The following is a 19,073-nucleotide window of genomic DNA, read 5'->3' on the forward strand; positions in this document are numbered from 1 at the left end:
GTGCCCGAAGCGGACGCTCACCGAGGTCCGTTTTTCGGAAAGCCTCCGCGCTGCGTTATCACTCTCAAGGTTCATTACCAATGTCGGCGGCTCGGCGCTGGACTCTTCTCGCGCTGCAAGGCCCGCCGATCAACCAGGAGCGATGCGCAGCGTACGGCTGGCGTCTAACAAGGCGAGCAGGTTCGGATCTCGCTCGCGGGTACGAAGGAAGCTCAACGAAATGGTCTGGCGGATCGCAAAACGTGGCTCGAGGGGAATCAACCGCACTGTCGGTGGCAGTGAGGCTCGGACCCGTCCCGGCAGCAGGGAGCAGCCCATTCCGCCGCCTACCAGGTGCATCAGCGAAAAGATGTCGTTGGTGGTCATCACCACCTGTGGCTCGAAGCCCGCGACCGCGAACGCATCTGCGAATCTGCTCTGGGTGACGAACCCCTGCTGCAGGCTGACAAACTTCTCATCGGCGCAGCTGGCGAGGTCGACGGACGCTTGCAGCGCATATGGCGAGTCCGCCGGCGCGGCGAAGTACAGGTTGTCCTCGAACAGGGGTTCCGACCTCAGATCCTCTGCGCCCTCCGGCAGGCCAAACACTGCTGCATCGATGAATCCATTGCGTAGCTTCTGCACCAAGTCCACGTTGGAGCCGAGGATGAGTTCTGCCTGGAGCTCTGGCTGACGCACGTTGAGCGCCATGATCAGAGAAGGCACCGTGCCACTGGTCAGTGAATACAGCGAGCCAATGCGGATGCTCTGGGCCGTGTCGGTTGCAGAAGCTTGCGTTTCGAGAGTGCCTGGCTCCTTGGACGGGAGCACGGCGGCGCGATCGCGTCCGCCTTGCTTGGCTCTGTAGAGCGCCTGGTCGGCCCTCTGGAGCAGAGATCTCGGATCCTGGCCGACGGCCGGGTGGGCCTCTGCAATGCCAATACTGCAGGTCAACGAATGTGCATCCCCTCCTCTGTCGACACGCATGGCCCTGATTTGAGCCAGCAGTCGCTCTGCCATCACTTGGGCACCATGCAAGTTCGTCTTGGGCAGCAGGACGGCGAACTCTTCACCGCCGTACCGAAAAACTGCATCGCCAGACGTTCGCATGGAGCCGTTCAAGGTCTGCGCCACCGCCTTTAGGCACTGGTCTCCAAAGGGATGCCCGTGGGTGTCGTTGATCGACTTGAAGTGGTCGATATCCACCATCAGCAGCGACAGCGCGCTGCCGGCGATCGCCGCCTGGTCCCACTCATTGACAAGCCGCCATTCGAAACTGCGCCTGTTCTGCACCTGGGTCAGTGAATCGGTCTTGCTCACCACCTCCATGGCCTGGGCCTTCTCCTCGGCGCCGACCCGGCTCATCACAGTCGCCCAGTAGTCGTTGCTGACCACCGCGGAGGAGCGGATGAGATAGAGGTAGACGATGGGAGCGAGACCCACCATCAGTTGATGGTGAAGCTGGTCGCCCAACAATCCCGCCACAAACATGGGCAGCAGGGCGATCGCCGGGTAGGCCAGCCGAAGCGCTGGATTGATTGCCATCACCATGGCGCCGGTGGTTGCAGCGGCAACCGCCGCCGTCACCAAGACCCACCAGACATCGTCTCCCCAACCTGCGAGCACGCCATGTGCGCCGATGCTGCCCCAGTAGCCACCGTTCAACAGAATGGCAAGCACCAGATACATATTGGCCTTGATGGGGTCTTCATCCATCAAACGGGGTAGGCGACGCACCAACACCACGCGCATCGCTGCGATGGCTGAGAGCAACAGCGTGTGCGCTAGCACGACGGTCGGAGCTTTGGACCAAAGGCCGCCGATCAGACAGATCACCAGCCACACCGCGACAAAGATGACGATGCCGGCGTTGGTCCGGCTGCAGGTGTCGGCCACGCACTGGAGGGCCAGGGCCTGGTGGAGAGCGGCGCTCTTCAGCGCACGGTCTCGTGGCACCGGATCGAACATCCGCGAGCACGCCACAGAAGTCTTCGAGCCATTCCCTCCGCTAAGCATGCCGACACGCTGACGATGGCTGGGCATCGATCAGATCTGCAAACAGGGTTCGGGGACCGAGGAGTGTGAGGACGGTCATGGCTGTACAGCGGGAGAGCTGTGCTGCCAATTCTGCGACGGTCAAGCGTTGCGCAACATTTCGGCGGAAGTCTTGTCGTGCATTCCTGTGCGAGTAGGGTGCGCTCAAACAAGGCGGCGGCCGATGCGTCGCCGCAGTGCGCGCACCTCGAACCTCGGCCCAGGTGGTAACCCTAGCTCTCCCCGCACAAAGATGCGCAACAATTGCATCGTTTAATAAACGCAAAGCAAGTTTGAATTCTTGCTGAGCGCCTGCTGCATCGGTACCGGCGCCGCAGCGGCCTGAAACCAACAACTAGAGGAGCAACGATGCAGCTGTCCGCCATCGATCTCAGCATCATTTTTGGCTACATCGTGCTGACCGTCGCCCTCGGCATGTGGGTCTCCAAGCTGGCCTCCAAGAGCCTGCGCAGCTACTTCCTGGCTGGCAACAAGCTGCCCTGGTGGGTGCTGGGTCTGTCGAACGCCTCGGGCATGTTCGATGTCGCCGGCACCATGTGGATGGTCGGCCTGATGGTCGTCTACGGGGTCAAGAGCCTGTTCATCCCCTGGGTCTGGCCCGTGTTCAACCAGATCTTCCTGATGATGTTCCTGGCCGTCTGGCTGCGAAGGTCCGCCAAGCTCACCGGGGCGGAATGGATCAACTTCAGGTTCGGCGAAGACGGCGGCGCCAAGGCCTCCCACTTCGTGAACGTCGCCTTTGCACTCATTGCCGTGGTCGGCATGATTGCCTACGGGTTTCTCGGCATCGGCAAGCTGGCCGCCGAGTTCATCCCCTATCAGTTCAGCGCCGACCCGCTGCTGAACGACAAGATCTACGGCGTCATCATCGTGGCGCTGACCACCCTCTATTCGGTCAAGGGCGGCATGTATGCCGTGGTGGTGACCGAGATCCTGCAGTTCTTCGTCAAGTTCTTCGTCTGCATAGGCGTCGCCATTCTCGCCATGCAACTGGTCACGCCGGAGATGCTCAAGGCGGTGGTGCCGGACGGCTGGCACAGTCTGGCCTTCGGCACGCACCTGAATCTGGACTGGGTCGGCCAGGCGAACAGCGGCGCCGCGGCCAACCAAGTCGTCGCGCAGTCGGCGGCCAAGGCGGTCGAAACCGAGGGCTATGCGCTGTTCGCAGCCTTCCTGGGCCTGGTCTTCTTCCAGGGCTTTTTCAAGTCGCTGGCCGGCCCGGTCCCCAACTACGACATGCAGCGGCTGCTGTCGGCCAAGTCGCCGTCCGACGCCGCCAAGATCAGTGCATTCGTCAACGTCACGCTGCTGTTCCCCCGCTATCTGATGATCGCGGGACTGGCCGTGCTGGCCCTGGCGTTCATCGGCCCCGAGTGGACACGTCTGAAGGCTGAAGCCGCAGCGCAGGGCGTGGCCTTCAAGGGTGACTTCGACACCATCCTGCCCTTTGTCATCAGCCACCTCATGCCGCCGGGCTTCCTGGGGCTGGTGCTGGCCGGCATGCTGTCCGCCTTCATGGCGAGCTACTCGGCCTCGCTGAATGCCGCGCCCGCCTATATCGTCAACGACATCTACAAGAAGTACCTGAGGCCGGACGCCGAGCAGAAGGTCTATGTGCGCCTCAGCTACATCGTGTCGACCGCGTTCGCGGTGATCGGCACGGCCATCGGCTGGCAGCTGACGTCCATCAACGAGATCGTGGCGTGGATCGCCACCGGCCTGTTCGGCGGCTACACGGCGGCCAATGTCATCAAGTGGTACTGGTGGCGGTTCAACGGTACCGGCTACTTCGTCAGCATGGCTCTGGGTGTCGGCATTGCGCTGCTGCTGCCCGTCTTCAAGATCAACGAGCTGCAGGCCTTCCCGTTCGCATTCGCCTTGTGCTGCATCGCGGCCGTCGGGGCCTCGCTGCTGACGCCAGCCACGCCCATGCCGGTGCTGAAGGAGTTCTATCTCAAGACCAGGCCCTGGGGCTTCTGGGGGCCTGTCCATGAGGCGCTGAAGGCCGACCAGCCGGACGTCCAGCCCAACCGCGACTTCAAGCGCGACATGATGAATGTCGCCATCGGCCTGGTATGGCAATCGGCCATCACCGCTGCTGGCATGTTCGTGATCCTGCGCGAATGGAAGCAGCTGGCAGTCGCCACGGCGACCACTTTGGTGGCCACCATCGTTCTGAAGTTCACCTGGTGGGACAGACTCCGCGACGAGCCCTGACACGTTGACGCCAACATCCGCATTCCTCGCACCATGAAGCAGATCCTCCTTCGCCTCCTTCCCCTCCTCCTGCTGGGCGGCGCCCTGAGCAGCAGCGTCCACGCGGCCACAGCGACGTTGTCCTCCCAGGACGTCAAGCAATACCAAAAGCTGGACTTCTCCTTCGACCTGGTCGCCGAATGGCGCAGCCCCTTCGACGCGGACGACATCAGCGTCGACCTGGCGATCACGACGCCGAGCGGCCGCCAGCTCGTGCTGCCGGCCTATTTCATTGCCGGTGCCAGCCAGCAGGCCTCGAGCTGGCGCGCGACGCTGGCGGCGAAGGAGGTGGGCGAGTACCAATACAAGGTTGTCGTACAGGACGACGGCAAGCCTCGTCGCGCCGACATCGCAGGCCGCTTCACGGTCGGAAAGGGAACGGGCAAGGGCTTCCTGCATGTGCGTGACTCCTGGCTGCTGCAGTTCGACAACGGCGAGCTGTTCCGCGGCGTCGGCGAGAACCTCGCCTGGGAGAAACGCGATATCGACGATTCCAAGTTCTTCAAATCACTGCACGAGGATCGCCGCTTCAATTACGACCAGATGCTGGAGAAGCTCGCCAAGCATGGCGGCAACTTCGCGCGGGTCTGGATGATCTACTGGAACCTGCCGCTGGACTGGCAATGGGTGGACAACAACGCCCGCTACCAGCCGAGTTCATCGCGCTTCAATGAAAGCGGCATCCGGCGCATGGACGAACTGCTGCGCATCGCCGAGGCGCAGGGCGTGTATCTGATGGTGGCCCTGGACAGCCATGCGGGCCTGATCGAGACCGGTTGGGAGCGCAGCAGCTACAACCGCAAGAACGGTGGCGCAGCGGCGACCCCGGCGGAGTTCTTCAGCTCACCAGCGGCCAAGAAGCGCTACAAGGACAAGCTGCGATTCCTGGTTGCGAAGTGGAGCCACAGCTCGCATATCGCCGCCTGGGAGTTCTTCAACGAGGTGGACAACGCGATCTATGCGGACAAGGCCAACCCCATCCCGGACCGGCTGGTCACGGCGTGGCACCGCGAGATGAGCGACTACCTCGCCAAGATCGATCCGCACGGCCACATCATCACAACCAGCATCTCGCACCGCGAGGTGGCAGGCCTGAACGACCTGCCGCACATCGACATCAACCAGAAGCACATCTACAAAGGCCTGGAGTCCATTCCGGCCACGCTGCAGCAGCTCAGCGCCCGCCACAGCAAGCCTTACGTCATCGGCGAGGCGGGTTATGAATGGGACTGGCAGAAGAACTTCGACGACTTCGCCGACGGCATGAAGGGCGACTTCAAGCGCCAGCTCTGGTATGGCCTCTTCAATCCGACCCCCATCCTGCCGATGTCCTGGTGGTGGGAGTACTTCGATGAGCGAGGCATGGTGCCCTACTTCCGCGGCGTGCAGGAGATCAACCAGCGCATGCTCAAGGCCGTCGGCGGCGGCAAGTTGAAACCCGTCACCATGACGGCGAGCGGCGCCGGCGTCAGGCACTTCGCCGTCGCCGCCGGGTCGTCGACCTTCGTCTACCTCTACAACCCCGGCCACACCGCAGTCACGACGGCGCTGACCTTCTCGGGGCATCAGCGCGCAAAGGGCGCCGTGACGGCTTACAACCCGGAACGCCAGTCCGCGCAGCCCTTCACCGGCAGCCTCGACGCCATCGAGCTGCAGGCTCATCAGGACCTGATTCTCATCCTCGATGCGCAACCCTGACGCTGAGGGACCTCGGCGGGTGCGGCTGTCGGGCCTGTGGATCTATCCCGTCAAATCCTGCGGCGGCTACGAAGTGGCGGCGGCGCAGGTGTCACCGCGCACCGGCGTGGTCGGTGACCGGGGGTGGGTGATGCTCACCCCCGACGGGCGTCAGGCCTGGATGGGGGAGTTCCATCGCATGGCACTCATCCAGGCTCGCAACGACTGCGACGGCCTGGTGCTCAGCGCGCCAGGCATGGCCAACTTTCTCGTGCCCTTCGACAACACCAGTCAGGCCTGCACGGTGCAGATGTGGAACGACATCGACAAGCGGACCGAAACTTTCACCGCCAGCGACGCCGGCACGGCGGTTAGTGAGTGGATTCAGGCCGCTATCGGCCAGCCCTTCCGGCTGGCCCGGCTGGGGCGCGAGGGCGTCGAGCGCCAAGCCCTGCTGCCCCTGCACATCGTCTCGCTGGCTTCATGGCGCGAGCTGAACCGGCGTCTGGCATTGATAGGGCAGCCGCCCGTGGAGATCGAAAGATTTCGCGCCAACCTCGTCGTCGATGGGGACGGCACGCAGTTGCTGCCGTTCGCTGAAGAGGCTATTGCAAGCATCAGCTGGCTGCACAGCGGGTTGGGCGAACCGCTCATCACGACGCGGGAAAGCCTGTGTGTTCGCTGCGTCATACCCAACATCGATTTGAAGACAGCGGATGCGGGGAAGCAACCGCTGGCGCTGCTTGCCGCCATGAGTCGTGAGCGCGACCTGCGCGCACCGACCTTCGGCTTCAATGGCGCGGCGCGAGCAGCAGGCAGGCTCGAACGCGGCATGATTGGGTGCGCTCATACTGAAACTACCAATCTCGCACGAACGAAGAGAGCCGCGCCTGGCTATGAGCGGGCGGACGCGGGCGGGCTGTCGCCGGCTCACTCGGATACGCGAGCGACCCGGCGCTCGTCCTAGCTAGCGAGCAGAGCCATCCAGGCGGAACTGCTCCACAGCCCCAGTCAACAACTGCAGCTGCTGGCGCAGACTATCGGCCGCGGCGGCGGACTCTTCAACGAGCGCTGCGTTCTGCTGGGTCATGTGATCCAACTGCGCCACGGCACCATTGATTTGACCGATTCGCGCGCTCTGGTCGGAGGCGCCGGCGGCGACCTCGCCGATCATGTCGCTGACCTTCTGCACCTGCTGGACGATCTCCTGCATCGTCGCGCCCGCATGCTGCACTAGGCGTGAACCGGCCTCGGCGCGTTCCGTGCTGGCGGCGATCAGCGACTTGATCTCGCGCGCCGCGCCCGCCGAGCGCTGGGCCAGGGCGCGCACCTCGCTGGCGACGACGGCGAAGCCGCGCCCCTGCTCGCCCGCTCGCGCGGCTTCCACGGCCGCGTTCAAGGCCAGGATGTTGGTCTGGAAGGCGATGCTGTCGATCAGGCCGACGATGTCGCCGATGCGGCGCGAGCTGTCGTTGATCTGGTCCATCGTCGCGACCACCTCAGCCACCTCCTGGCCACCGCGGCGCGCCACCTCGGCGGCGCCCTCGGCCAGTTGGCGGGCCTTGCCGGCCGCATCGGCGCCCAGGCGCACGCCGCTGGTCAGGTCTTCCATCGAGCTCGTCGTCTCCTCCAGGCTGGCCGCTGCCTGCTCGGTGCGGTGGCTCAGGTCCTGGTTGCCCGAGGCGACCTCGCCGCTGGCCGTCTCGATGCTCTGGGCTGAGGTCTTCACCTGGCGCACCAGCTCGCGCAGGCTGGCCTGCATGGCGTCCAGCGCGCGCAGCAGCTCCGAGGCTTCGTCGCTGCCCTCGATACGGATGGCATTGTTCAGGTCGCCGCTGGCGATGGACTGGGCCACTGTGCCGGCATAGCGCATGGGGCCGATGATGGTGGACGAGTTGATCAAGGTCAGCGGCACGACCAGCAGGATGATGACGATGAGAACCGCCAGTGAGCGCCAGGCAATGCGGCGCATCTCGGCGGCGAACTCGGTCTCACTGGCTTTGGCCTGCTGGTCAATCAGCGTGGCGATGGTCTCGACGCGCTTCTCCATCTCACCCATCGCGGCCTTGGGTCGATTGAGCATGCGATCGGCCACGCGGGCCGTGTCGAAGCCGCCGGCCTCGATTTGCTTGAGCACGTGCTCCGCGCCGGTGCGGTAGTCCTGAAGAAATTTGATCGCTTCCGTTGCGGCGGCCTTGTTGTCCTCCTGCTTGGCTTCCTGCAGGCCCTGCAAGGCCGTAGCGAGGCGTTCTGCGGCGGCATTCCAGCCCTGGCGGCGCTGCTTGACCTGGTCTGGCTCCTCATACGCGATGACCATCTCCTTCTCGAGCAGCCGCACCTCGGCAAGGGCCTGGCGGATGGTGCTGAGGAGTTGGAGATCGTGCATCGCGTGCGTTGTCACGTCGGTGTTCAGCGCCATCAGCTGACGCCCGCCTATCAGTCCCATGAGACCCAAGGCCACGAACGCCAGCAGCACCAACACGATCGTGCCATTCATGCGGGCACGGATCGAGAAACTGCGCATCCATGTCGTTAGGTTCATGCTGATGTCTCCAAGTCTGATCGGCGACCATGCTAGTGAAGCGCCCGTCAATGGCAAGGACCTCCGTCACATGGAAGCGGAATGGGACGGATTGATTGAGAGCGCAGGCGCAGACGTTCAGACCGTTGCTTAAATCAGCGTGCGGCCGCAACGGCCCATCGGACGACTTCACCTCTACCGCAGTCCGGCTGGCGGGCAACGAATCGGTGCCTCATCCGACTCGTACAAGTCAACCCGCTTCAGGCTTCACCCGGCGATGACGGCCTCTGGTAACTTGCCTAAGTCACGAGATGCACGCGATTGCGCAGTTTCTGAACTGCCTCGCACCACCAACTCGACGGGCAACAGGGTGTCGCCCGGCTCGATATCGCCTTCGATCAAGGCCATGGCGGCGGTATAGCCCAGGGCTTCCTTGTCGAGCTTGACCGTCGAGAGGCTGGGCTCACTGTGGCTTGCAGCCTCGATGTCGTCATAGCCGACGAAGCGGATGTCTTCCGGTACGCGGATGCCGGCCTCCCGGCAGGTTTCTATAGCGTGCAACGCCGTCAGGTCGTTGTAGCAAAAGACAGCGTCGGGCCGCTCGGGCAGTGCAAGTAGGCGCCGCATCGCGTCACGCGCGGCTTCGTCGTAAGCCAGCTCGGGGTCCAACGTGATCTCGAGCTCGGGATCGGCCAGGATGCGTGCCTCGAACAGGGCACGCCGGAATCCCTTGGCGCGCAGCGCGATGGAGTGGTGCACCGGCGGGCCGAAGATCGCCGCCACGCGCTTGGCGCCGCCGTCGATCAAATGGCGCGTGGCGAGCAGCGCCCCCTGCAGGTTGTCATCGTTGACGCATCTCAGACCCGGCACGAAATGATCCGCCAACACCAGAGGCAGCTCGCAGGCACGCAGAGCCTCCAGACATTCCGTGTCGAAGTAGCCCACGCTGAGCAGCCCATCGGGCTCGTGCCGCTTGATGCGGGCCACGATGTCGTCGCTGGGCGCCACCGAGAGGACGCTCAACACGACCTCATCGCCTTCGCGGCAAGCCGTCTCGACACCGTGCAACACATAGGAATAGAAGAGATTGGCGGTCATTGAACCCACCAAGCTGCGGTTGTAGACCAGCACGACGCGGCGCGGCCGGCCGCTGCGCAGACGCCCAAGGTCGTAGCCATGCTCCTCGGCAACGCGCATGACTTCCGCACGGGTGCTGGCCGAGGGCCCCGGCTGTCCCTTTAGAGCTCGAGACACGGTGCCAATCGAGACGCCCGCCAGACGCGCCAACTCGCGGATCGTCAAATTGGGCTTCACAGTCATGCCGACATCCCTGCTTGTTTGATAAACATTAGGCATCCATTGTGGCACCGGAACCCTGTTTCATGGAGCCGGGCAAGAATGATTTGCGAAATGTTTATTTGATTACTAAAACAACAGCGGCTGAGATGTCAGGCCAAGGCAGCGTCCAACTCTGCGCGGGTTGGGGCCGCAGCACCTGCGCGGCTGCAGGCCAGGCTGGCCGCAGCGAGTGCATGGGCCAGTTGCTGCGGCGGGGACAGTTGCAAATCCAGCGCGAGCAGCAAGCCGGCCATGCTGGCATCGCCGGCGCCCACGGTGTCGACAACCTGGACCGGCAGTGGCGGGCGACTGATGGGTTCCTGCCCGGGAGCGAAGAGCGTCATGCCGCCCGCCCCCTGGGTGTAGAGCCAGGTAGCCTGTGGATTGGCCTCGCGCAGGGCGGTGAGCGACGCCTGCGGTGCCTGGCCGGGAAAGTAGCCGGTCAGGTCCTCATCGCTGAGTTTGACCACCGCGGCGCGGCGCACGAAGCGCTCCAGGCGCGGCAGATCCTGGCGCGTCATGATGGCGCGGTGGTTGGGGTCGAAGGCCAGGCGCACCGTGGGCGGGAGGGACTGCGCGATGTGCTCCAGAACTTCCCCCAGCGRCTCGCGCACCAGGCTGATGCCGCCAAACAAGACCCAGCGCGCCTGCGCATCCCAGTCGGAGGGCAGCAGAGCGGGGTCGAAAGCGAGGTCGGCACTGCGCTCACCGATGAAGAAGTAGTGCGGCGGGTCAAGCCGGTCGACGACGGCCAGCAGCGGCGGACGGCCCTTGATACGCTGGATGAATCGCACATCGAGGCCAGCTGCCCGGCTGGCCTCGTGCAAGGCGTCACCGAAGCTATCGACGCTGATAGCACCGGCCCAGGCGGACGGCAGGCCCAGAGCGCTGCAAGCGCGCGCGACATTCCAAGGCGCTCCGCCGCACAAGGCGCGAAAGCCCTCCGCGCCGTCGGTCACGAGGTCGGTCAGCGCCTCGCCAAAGCTGATCAGTACAGGAGCGGTCATGCGGCAAGTGGGGCGACGGCTGGCGAAACACGGAGGGCTGCCATCACGTCCTGGCAGGCGCCCATGGTGTGGTAATCGGTCTTGCCGGCGGGGCTCTTCTCGTCGGTGAGCTTGGCGTTGTTGGGCGCGAGGATGCGATACCAGGCGCCGTGCTCGTGGTCGACGAAATGTTGCCAGGCATAGGCCCACAGGCGGTCGTACCACTGCCAGTAGCTGTCGTCACCGGTTCGCACGGCCAGCCAGGCAGCCGCGGCCAGGCTTTCCGCCTGCACCCAGAAGTACTTGTCCGCATCGCAGACCTCACCACCCGGCGCGAAGCCGTAGACCAGGCCGCCGTGGGTGGCGTCCCAGCCATGACGCATGGCCGTGTCGAAGAAGTGCCGGGCCGTGTGCACCAGCCAGTCCGGCGCCGAAGCACCGAGGCGGCGCTCCAGCATCAGCAGCAGCTTGGCCCACTCGGTCAGGTGACCTGTCTGGAAGCCCCAGGGCCGGAAGATATTGGTCTTGTCGTCGCGGTTGTAGTCCCAGTCAGGCGTCCAGTCGGGCTTGTAGTGCTCCCAGACCAGGCCGCCGGCAAGGGCCGCCTGGCGCTGGGCAATGGACGTCGCGAGGGTCAACGCACGGTCGAGGTAGCGTTGCTCGCCGGTCGCCGCGTGGGCGGCCAGCATGGCCTCGCAAGCGTGCATGTTGGCGTTCTGGCCGCGGTAGGAGCCGACCTGCCAGTCCGCCGTGGCCTCGTCCGCGTAGAGGCCATGGTCAGGCTCCCAGAAGTGCCGCTCCATCAGCTCAAAGGTGGCGGCAATGCCCTCGCGAGCGCCAGGCGCGCCGGCTTCGGCGGCGTGCGAATTGGCCAGCAGGACGAAGGCCAGACCGTAGCAGTGGTTGGCGCTGTCGGTGACACGGGCCCGGCCTTCGTGCCAATCCAGCACCCAGGCGTAGCCGCCCTGAGGCTGCGCATGAGCATCGTTGACGAAGGCCAGCGCGTGCGCCACATCGCCCACCGAGCCGCCGAACCAGCGCCAGGCCAGCGCGTGGTTGAAGACGAAGCGCGTGCTGCTGACGAGGTGGCGGGTGCGGCGGTCGTAGACGCTGCCGTCGTCCTTGAAGAACTGGAAGCAACCGCCGGTCGCGTCTTTCACGCGCGGTGCATAGAAGGCCAGCGTGTGGCGCATATGGCCCTGCAGGAACTGCGGGTCACGGAACTTGGGCAGAGGCGACATCATGCTGGCTTCCATCTCAATGCGAACCGCTCACTTCCATCCCGGCATCTTGTCCAGGGTCACTGCGTTCGGCGAGGCGTAGAGGCCTGGCAGTGCCGCCTTGTTGCGGGCGTCGTCGATGAAGTCGGGCCACAACATCTGGAAGACCCACTTCGGCTGCGCCTCCAGTTGGGCGGCCGTCGGCACGTACTGGTTCTCGCCGATAGCGATCGGCTTGCCGGCCGCAGCGCGCAGCATGGTCTGGTAGTTGAAGTCGGTGTAGCCCTTCATGTAGATGTCCAGCGACGCGATGTCGAAGTACTCGTTGCCAGGGTTGTAGGTGTCGACGTCGGTGCCGAGCGTGTCGAAGTCCTGCACGTTCCAGACCCAGATGATGTTGTCCAACCCCTTGGTCTTGGTCAGGTAGTCGTGCGTCATGCGGTACAGCGCCGGCGTGCTGTAGGTGCCGGTGTGGCATGCCCACCAGAAGACGCATTGGTTCATCTCGTGGAAGGGGCGGAACATGACGACGACGCCGGCATCCTCCAGCTGCTGGAAGTAGGTGGCCAAGGTGTCCAGGCGGCCGATCCAGTTCTTGTGCAGCGTCGTGCCCGGCGTCAGCAGGTCCTTGAACTGGGCCTCGCTCAGTTTTTCCGGGTTGGCGCCGCCGATGTCGTCCCAGCTGCACATCTCGTCGCGGGTGGGGGCGCAGGCGTGATAGAGCAGGTTGACAAGAGCGCCGCGCTCGAACTGCTTCTTCGCTTCGGCAATCATGGTGGGACGGGCGTTGACATAGTTGCTGCCGAACAGGAAGTCGCTGCTCCACAAGGCGGCCGGCTTACCGGTGATGGCCTCCAACCGGGCCGAGTCGCTGTAGGGCGTGGGCGAGTTCTTGTTGTGCATGCCCATCAACGTCTTGGTGCCGGAGATGCTGGCGATGTAGTCCAGGATCTTCTTCTTGACGGGGGCCGCCGATGAAGGGCCCGGCGCGGGAGCCGGCGCGGGGGCGGGTGCAGGCGCCGGGGCCGGCGCTGCTACGAAGGGGGCCGAGGGCGTGGTCTGATTGCTGTCCAAGCCGCCGCCGCCGCAGGCAGCCAGTGATGCCGCTACCGCAAACGCGGCGGCAAGCGCGGGAATTCGCTCGTTCTTCATGGTGTTTCTCTTGAGGTTGTGATGCGAGGGGACGAACGCCGCCAGAACCGTCTCGCGGACGGCCCAGCAGCGTCTCTCGTGGCCTCGCGACAGGCCCCTGAAGGGCCGCAGGTGGTGGGGTTAGAACTTGGCGCGCACGCCGATCAAGTACTTGCGCTCGTAGACGTTGTTCCAAGCCTTCTGGTCGGCCCAGGTCACGTAGTAGCGGTCGTACTCGTTGGTCAGGTTGGAGACCTGGCCATAGACCGAGAACTTCGAGTTCACGTCATACGACACCGACGCGTCCACGTAGTTGGTGGCGGCTTGATACAGCGTCAGCCCCGTCCAGCCCTGGTAGTTGTTCTGGTCGGCGCGCTTGGAGCGGTGGTTGTGCGCCAGGCGCACCTGCAGGCCATTGCGCTCGTACCAGAGCACCAGGTTGGTCTGCAGCCGCGAGTTGTCGCCGAACAGCACCTTGTTGCCGGCCAGGTCGTTGCCTTGCGTGTCGGCCAGCGACAGCGTGGCGGTGGCCTCGACGCCCAGGCCGGACAGGAAGCCCGGCAGGAAATCCAGCCGCTGCTTGGTGCCGATCTCCATGCCCTTGAGCTTGGAGCCCTTCTGTTGGATCACGCTCTGCACCGTGGCGCCGCGGCGCACGACACCGTCCAGGTCGGGCAGGTCGGGCCGRTTGATCGAGCCGCTACCGATGGAGGTGGCGATGTCGATCTTGTAGAAGGCGAGGCTCACCAGACCGCCCGGGCGGTTGTACCACTCGAAGGACAGGTCCAGGTTCTTGGAGCGCCAGGGGTCGAGGTCGGGGTTGCCGTCCTGGTTGCCGCTGAGCACGCGGAAGATGTTGGGCGTGACCGAGGTGTCGATGCCGTAGTTCAGCCGCAGGCCGCCGCCCCAGTTCTGCAGGTCCAGCAGAGACATGTTCTTGGCATACGCCAGGCGCACCTTGACGTCCTGCACTGGGTCGATGACGAAGTTGAAGGCCGGCAGCGTGTCGGAGAAGCTGCGTGATTTGACCGTCACGCCGAGGTCGGCGGCAGGTGCACCGTAGGGCCGGCTGGCGCCCACGTCGTGCTGCTGGACATCGAACTTGGTCTTGATGTGCTTGACCCCCAGGTTGGCGCTCCAGGGCATGTCGCCCAGATAGCCCTTGGTGTTGCCTTGCACGTAGAAGGAGTCCTGCTTGAACTCGATGTGGTACGACTGGCCGGGGTTGATGGCCTCGACCTCGCCCGGATAGAGGCGCTCGTGGAAGGCCGCCGGGTTGTCCATGGCCTTGGCGCTCAGGCCGTACACGGCCGGGGTGTTGCCAGGCATGTTCTGCAGCAGGCCGTACTGGCCGAGCAGGGTCGGGTCGTTCATCTTGCGCGTCAGGCCGGCGGTGAAGGCGCCGGCCGCATTGCCCGCCGTGCATGCGCTGTTGTCCAGGCGCACGTCGAAGGCCTTCCACTTGACCAGGCAGCCGTTGGGGTCGCTGGCGCCCTGGCCCTTGTAGACCGGCGCGAGGCGGTCGAAGGCGAAGTTGTCGACTTCGCGGCTGCCATGGCGCACGCCGAAGTCCACGCTGGTGTTGGTGCTGAAGGCATAGCTGCCGTCCAGGCGCAGCGCGCTGCTCTTCACGTTGGCGTGGTTGTTGTTCTCCGAAGAGATGGTCTTGAGCGCGTAGTTTGCCGGATCGCTGAAGCGGCTGGTGACCGATGCCGGCAGCGTCCATTGCGGATGCTCGCCTGTGTAGTCCACCGACGCGGGCACGGTCAGGGAGCGGATGCCGCCGGCATTGAACGCCAGCGTGCCTTGCGGGTAGTAGCCGATGCCCTTGGACCACTGGTTGCCATCGGTCAGCGAGAACTGGGCGTAGGAGTTGTCCAGGTCGCGATTGGCCTTGCCGTACAGGGCCCGGGCCTTGAGCTTGAGCGCGCCGCCATTGTCCCAGTCCAGCTCCAGGTTGGCATTGGTGGACTTGGCCTTGGTGACGGCGGTTTCGCTGAGGCTGTCGAGGTTGGCGATCAGCACGTCGTACTTCTGCACGGTGTTGAGCGTGTAGCCGCCGTTGCCGCCGCCATAGCCGGCGGGCAGTTGCACCTTGGGCGTGGACTTGCCCGGCGTGAACTGGGCGCCCGACCAGGAGGTGTTGCTCATCTCCAGACCCGCGCCACGGTCGTACTGGTCCTGCTTGGTGAAGAAGGCCTCGGCAGTCAGGCGCAGGTCGTCGGTGACGTCTGCCTGGAAAGCGGCATTCACGCCCGCACGCTTGCGTTGAATGTTGCGCTTGAAGGAGCGGTGCGCGTCGTCGTTGAAGTAGGCGTCGGTGGCGGTGCCGTTGCCGTTCACGTCATAGCCGATGACGGTGCCACCGGCATTGGTGACGGGCGTGCCGCGAGGCACGCCGTCGGCGCGGAAGGTCTCGCCGGACAGGCCCTCGTTGCGCACGCTGAAGGCGCCGCCGTACTTGCCTTCACGGGCGGTGTAGCCGTTGCTGTCGCTGACCGCCGCGCCGAGCAGGAAGCCCAGGCCGTTGCCGGTGTAGGCGACCAGTCCGTTCACCGAGGGCGAGGCGGCGTCCACCTTGTTGCCGTTGCCGTACTCGGCGGCGACCGAGGTCAACCAACCCTTGCGCAGGTCCAGCGGCCGGATGGTGCGCAGGTTGACCGTGCCCGAGATGCCGGCGCCCAGCAGCTTGCCGGTGGACGACTTGTAGACGTCGGCGCCCGCGAACAGCTGCGACGGGATGTCCGAGTAGTTGGGGCGCACGCTGGTGATGCTGCCGGCGGTGATGAACTCCTCGCCGTTGAGCAGCGTGCCGACCTGGGGCAGGCCGCGGATGTTGACCGCCGTGCCCTCGCCGGCCTCGCGGCGGATCTGCACGCCGCTTATGCGTTGCAGGGAGTCGGTGATGGTGGCGTCGGGCAGTTTGCCGATGTCCTGGGCGGTGATGGAGTCGACGATGGTCGCCGCGCCGCGCTTGAGATCGATGTCGCGCTCCTGCGACTTGCGCAGGCCAGTGACGATGACGGTCTCGAGCTGCTCGGAGGACTTGCTCGCATCCTGGGCGTGGGCGGTCGTCAGGCAGCAGGCGAGCGCGCTGGCGACGGCGGTCGCGGTCAGCGCGGGGCGGATGCGGGATCGGTGGGTTCTCATGTGTGTCTCCTCGTGTTATCGGTGGTGGGAAGGGTGGGATGGGCGCTCAGCCCAGTTGCCAGGCGGCATGCGCCAGGGCGGTAGCGGTGATCGGCGTCGTCGTGTTGCCTTGGAAATCCACGCGCACGGGCGCGCCGGGTACCAAGTCGATGAAGTTGTCTTCGAAACGCAGGCCCGGCGCGTCCAGCCACAGGCCCTTCAGCGGGCGCCGCACGCTGAGCCACAGGCTTGACGCGCCGCGCTCGGCCTGCAGCCCGGCAGCGGGCAGGTCATGGAAGCGGAAGGGCTCGGGCCAGGCGCAGTCGCGGGCCAGGTCCTGGTCGCCGGCCTGCAGCAATGCTGTGGCGATGACAGGGGTCGAAGGCAGCGCCAGCGTGAGCGGCACCTCCGTCGTACCGTTGGCAGCCACCACCAATTCGAGCCGTTGCTCACCTTGGGGCTGGCCCTGCAGGTCATGCAGGCGCACAGTCAGCGTGACGGGCGCGTCAGCCTGCCGCGATGACATCACCCAGACACGCAGGCCATCGGCGCCCTGCCGGACGGCGACGCTGAGCGGCGCGAGTGCGCGTCGGACGGCATGCCAGGCAGGCTTGGCGGCGCCGCTGGAATCAATCAGCGCCCAGCTGGTGCTCGGCCAGCAATCGTTGAGTTGCCAGACCAGCGCACCGCCCACACCCCGCGCACCCGGGCGCTGCCAGCGCCGGCGATAGTCCTGGTAGGCGTAGCGCATGGCCTCGGCCTGCACGAACTGGGTGGAGTACACCTGGTCGGCCAGCGTGGGGCCGACGCGCAGCGTGTCGGCCAGGTAAACGGCCAGGCGCCGATGGCCGTCCATCATCTGCAGGCCGGCCTTGTTGTGCCAGGCCAGGCTTTCGCTGTGCGGATGCAGGTCGGCGGCGGGCAGCGCCTGCTGCAGCAGGGCCAGCGATGGATGGGACTGCATGCCGAACTCGCTGACGAAGCGGCCTTCGAACTTGCAGTAGTCCGCATAGGGCGCCATCTGCCCGTGCCAGACCTCCCAGGTGTGGCGGTCTCCCACGCTCTGATCGCTCGACAGCTTGACCTCGCCCTCGGCCGGCGAATAGGGGCTGCCCGGCCAGTAGGGGCGGCCGGGGTCCAGCGCGGCGCACAGCTCGGGCAGCACTTGCTCGTAGATGCGTCGCGCGGGCATGTCGTCGTTCTTGCCGGGGCCGTAGCGGCCGAAGGTCTCGGCGATCGCATAGTCCTCGTTGTTGCCGCACCAGATCGCCAGGCTGGCGCGGTGGCGCAGCCGCTTGATGGCGGCGGTCGCCTCCTGCTTCACGCTCTCGACGAAGGCGTCATGGGCCGGGTAGATGCCGCAGGCGAAAAGAAAGTCCTGCCAGACCAGCAAGCCGAGCTCGTCGCAGGCGTCGTAGAAAGCCTCGTCCTCGTAGATGCCGCCGGCCCACACGCGCAGCATCACCATGTTGGCGTCGCGCGCCTGCTGAACGCGCTCGCGGTAGCGCTCGGGCGTGATGCGATTGAGCAGGTTGTCGTCCGGGATCCAGTTGGCGCCCCCCGTGAAGAACTCGCGGCCGTTGACGCTGAAGTGGAAGGACGAGCCCTGTTCGCCTTCAACGGGTTGCTGCAACAACTCCAGGCGACGCAGGCCGAGCTTGCGCTCGCTGCGGTCCAGCACGTCGCCATTGGAGGCGCGCAACTCAAGCACCAGTCGGTAGAGCGATTGCGCGCCCATCCCGGATGGCCACCACAGCTCAGGCTCGGCCACGGTGAGCTCGGTCACCACGGAGCGCACGGCATCCGCGTTCACTGCCCGCCTTGCGATCTCGCGTCCATCCGGCGCGAACAAGACATGGAGCAACTCGCTCGCGGACCGCGAGCTCGACCCGGTCAGTTCGGCTTGCACGGACACGGTCGCCACGCTGTCGTCGCAGCTCCACCGCACCGGCGTGCAGACGTCCGCAATGCGCTGGGTATATGCCTGCAGCCGCACCGGCTTCCAGGGGCCGCTGGTCAGCAGCACCGGACCCCAGTCCCAGCCATAGTGGTAGGGCGCCTTGCGCACATACAGGCGGCTGCTGTCGCCATTCCACAGCGGCAGCTTGGTGTGCTCGGCCTCCACTTCCCGACCGCGGCGCAGCGCCGAGTCGAAGGTCAGCACCATGCGGTTGCGGCCCTCGCGCAGCCACGAGCGCACCGGCAGCCGATGCGGCACGAACATGTTGTCGCTTCGCAGCAGGCAATGGTCGTTCAGCCAGACCTGGGCAAAGGTGTCCAGACCTTCGCAGAGCAGGTCAAGCTCGCCAGTCGCAGGCAGTTCAGCCAGCTCGAAATCCAGGCGATAGACCCAGTTGCGCTGCGCCACCCACTGCACGTCGCGCTCGTTCATCGCGAGGTGGGGGTCGGGAATCAGACCAGCCTGCAGCAGGTCCTGATAGACGTTGCCCGGCACCTGGGCGAGGTGCCAGCCATCGGCGGCGTCCAGCACGGCGTCCAGGGGCTCGTTATCGTCGAACGCGCGGCAAACCCAATCGCTGGGCAGATGAAGGTCGGTAAGGGCAAGGGTCGTCATGGCAAGGCCGGGCAGCAGGATCGGCGTTCGTTCTGGCTTTGTTAAAACAAAATAAACAACTCTTGTTGTTTACATGTATTGGAGTGTGTTCTTTCCGATCTTGCCTGGCAACTAGGGGGAAACATCGATTGAGCGCGTTCGTTTTGTTTTTGCAACATCTATTTGTTGCGTAAACGAACGCGTTCGCGCTGCTCAGAGGCCCCGAT

The 19,073-nt window shown here is 65.0% G+C and carries 11 protein-coding genes; 3 read left to right on the forward strand and 8 right to left on the reverse strand.

Going from position 1 to position 19,073, the window contains the following annotated elements; translation table 11 throughout:
- Window positions 1-129: 129 nt before the first annotated feature.
- On the reverse strand, window positions 130-2,022 hold the full coding sequence (locus AC1DW3_RS11320) for a diguanylate cyclase domain-containing protein (protein WP_477931407.1): 1,893 nt from the start codon (window positions 2,020-2,022) through the stop codon (window positions 130-132).
- Window positions 2,023-2,382: 360 nt separating this feature from the next.
- Here AC1DW3_RS11320 and AC1DW3_RS11325 point away from each other — a divergent pair, with 360 nt between their 5' ends.
- Genes AC1DW3_RS11325 through AC1DW3_RS11335 form a run of 3 tightly spaced genes read left to right on the forward strand, consistent with a single transcriptional unit; the run spans window position 2,383 to window position 6,934 of the window.
- Complete coding sequence (locus tag AC1DW3_RS11325; protein WP_477931408.1) at window positions 2,383-4,251, forward strand: sodium:solute symporter family protein; 1,869 nt, start codon at window positions 2,383-2,385, stop codon at window positions 4,249-4,251.
- 33 nt (window positions 4,252-4,284) lie between these two features.
- Window positions 4,285-5,988 (forward strand): DUF5060 domain-containing protein, encoded by a 1,704-nt coding sequence (locus AC1DW3_RS11330; protein ID WP_477931409.1) that lies wholly within the window; start codon window positions 4,285-4,287, stop codon window positions 5,986-5,988.
- On the forward strand, window positions 5,975-6,934 hold the full coding sequence (locus AC1DW3_RS11335) for an MOSC domain-containing protein (protein ID WP_477931410.1): 960 nt from the start codon (window positions 5,975-5,977) through the stop codon (window positions 6,932-6,934). Before AC1DW3_RS11330 ends, AC1DW3_RS11335 begins: the two co-directional genes overlap by 14 nt.
- On the opposite strand, the gene AC1DW3_RS11340 is transcribed toward AC1DW3_RS11335, so the two are convergent.
- From AC1DW3_RS11340 to AC1DW3_RS11370, 7 genes are all read right to left on the reverse strand, one after another.
- Window positions 6,935-8,509, reverse strand: coding sequence for a methyl-accepting chemotaxis protein (locus tag AC1DW3_RS11340; protein ID WP_477931411.1), 1,575 nt, complete (start codon window positions 8,507-8,509; stop codon window positions 6,935-6,937).
- A 246-nt stretch (window positions 8,510-8,755) separates the two neighbouring features.
- Entirely contained in the window at window positions 8,756-9,808 is a 1,053-nt protein-coding gene (locus AC1DW3_RS11345) for a LacI family DNA-binding transcriptional regulator (protein WP_477931412.1), read from the reverse strand.
- A 128-nt stretch (window positions 9,809-9,936) separates the two neighbouring features.
- Window positions 9,937-10,833: a carbohydrate kinase family protein gene (locus tag AC1DW3_RS11350; protein ID WP_477931413.1), complete on the reverse strand. Its 897-nt coding sequence runs from the start codon at window positions 10,831-10,833 to the stop codon at window positions 9,937-9,939.
- Window positions 10,830-12,056, reverse strand: a complete 1,227-nt coding sequence (locus AC1DW3_RS11355) for an AGE family epimerase/isomerase (RefSeq protein WP_477931414.1) — start codon at window positions 12,054-12,056, stop codon at window positions 10,830-10,832. Before AC1DW3_RS11355 ends, AC1DW3_RS11350 begins: the two co-directional genes overlap by 4 nt.
- A 27-nt stretch (window positions 12,057-12,083) precedes the next feature.
- A complete protein-coding gene (locus AC1DW3_RS11360; protein ID WP_477931415.1) occupies window positions 12,084-13,184 on the reverse strand; it encodes a glycoside hydrolase family 26 protein in 1,101 nt (366 codons plus the stop codon).
- A 120-nt stretch (window positions 13,185-13,304) separates the two neighbouring features.
- Window positions 13,305-16,313, reverse strand: coding sequence for a TonB-dependent receptor (locus AC1DW3_RS11365; RefSeq protein WP_477931416.1), 3,009 nt, complete (start codon window positions 16,311-16,313; stop codon window positions 13,305-13,307).
- 46 nt (window positions 16,314-16,359) lie between these two features.
- Window positions 16,360-18,867, reverse strand: a complete 2,508-nt coding sequence (locus AC1DW3_RS11370) for a beta-mannosidase (protein WP_477931417.1) — start codon at window positions 18,865-18,867, stop codon at window positions 16,360-16,362.
- Between the last annotated feature and the right edge of the window lie 206 nt (window positions 18,868-19,073).

This window comes from Roseateles sp. P2_H4, from assembly GCF_056403315.1.

What these genes read in the sequence shown, in the direction of transcription:
- AC1DW3_RS11325 (WP_477931408.1), top strand. Translation starts at nt 2,383, where the DNA reads ATGCAGCTGTCCGCCATCGATCTCAGCATCATTTTTGGCTACATCGTG.
- AC1DW3_RS11370 (WP_477931417.1), bottom strand. Translation starts at nt 18,867, where the DNA reads ATGACGACCCTTGCCCTTACCGACCTTCATCTGCCCAGCGATTGGGTT.
- AC1DW3_RS11330 (WP_477931409.1), top strand. Translation starts at nt 4,285, where the DNA reads ATGAAGCAGATCCTCCTTCGCCTCCTTCCCCTCCTCCTGCTGGGCGGC.
- AC1DW3_RS11335 (WP_477931410.1), top strand. Translation starts at nt 5,975, where the DNA reads ATGCGCAACCCTGACGCTGAGGGACCTCGGCGGGTGCGGCTGTCGGGC.
- AC1DW3_RS11320 (WP_477931407.1), bottom strand. Translation starts at nt 2,022, where the DNA reads ATGCCCAGCCATCGTCAGCGTGTCGGCATGCTTAGCGGAGGGAATGGC.
- AC1DW3_RS11345 (WP_477931412.1), bottom strand. Translation starts at nt 9,808, where the DNA reads ATGACTGTGAAGCCCAATTTGACGATCCGCGAGTTGGCGCGTCTGGCG.
- AC1DW3_RS11355 (WP_477931414.1), bottom strand. Translation starts at nt 12,056, where the DNA reads ATGATGTCGCCTCTGCCCAAGTTCCGTGACCCGCAGTTCCTGCAGGGC.
- AC1DW3_RS11340 (WP_477931411.1), bottom strand. Translation starts at nt 8,509, where the DNA reads ATGAACCTAACGACATGGATGCGCAGTTTCTCGATCCGTGCCCGCATG.
- AC1DW3_RS11360 (WP_477931415.1), bottom strand. Translation starts at nt 13,184, where the DNA reads ATGAAGAACGAGCGAATTCCCGCGCTTGCCGCCGCGTTTGCGGTAGCG.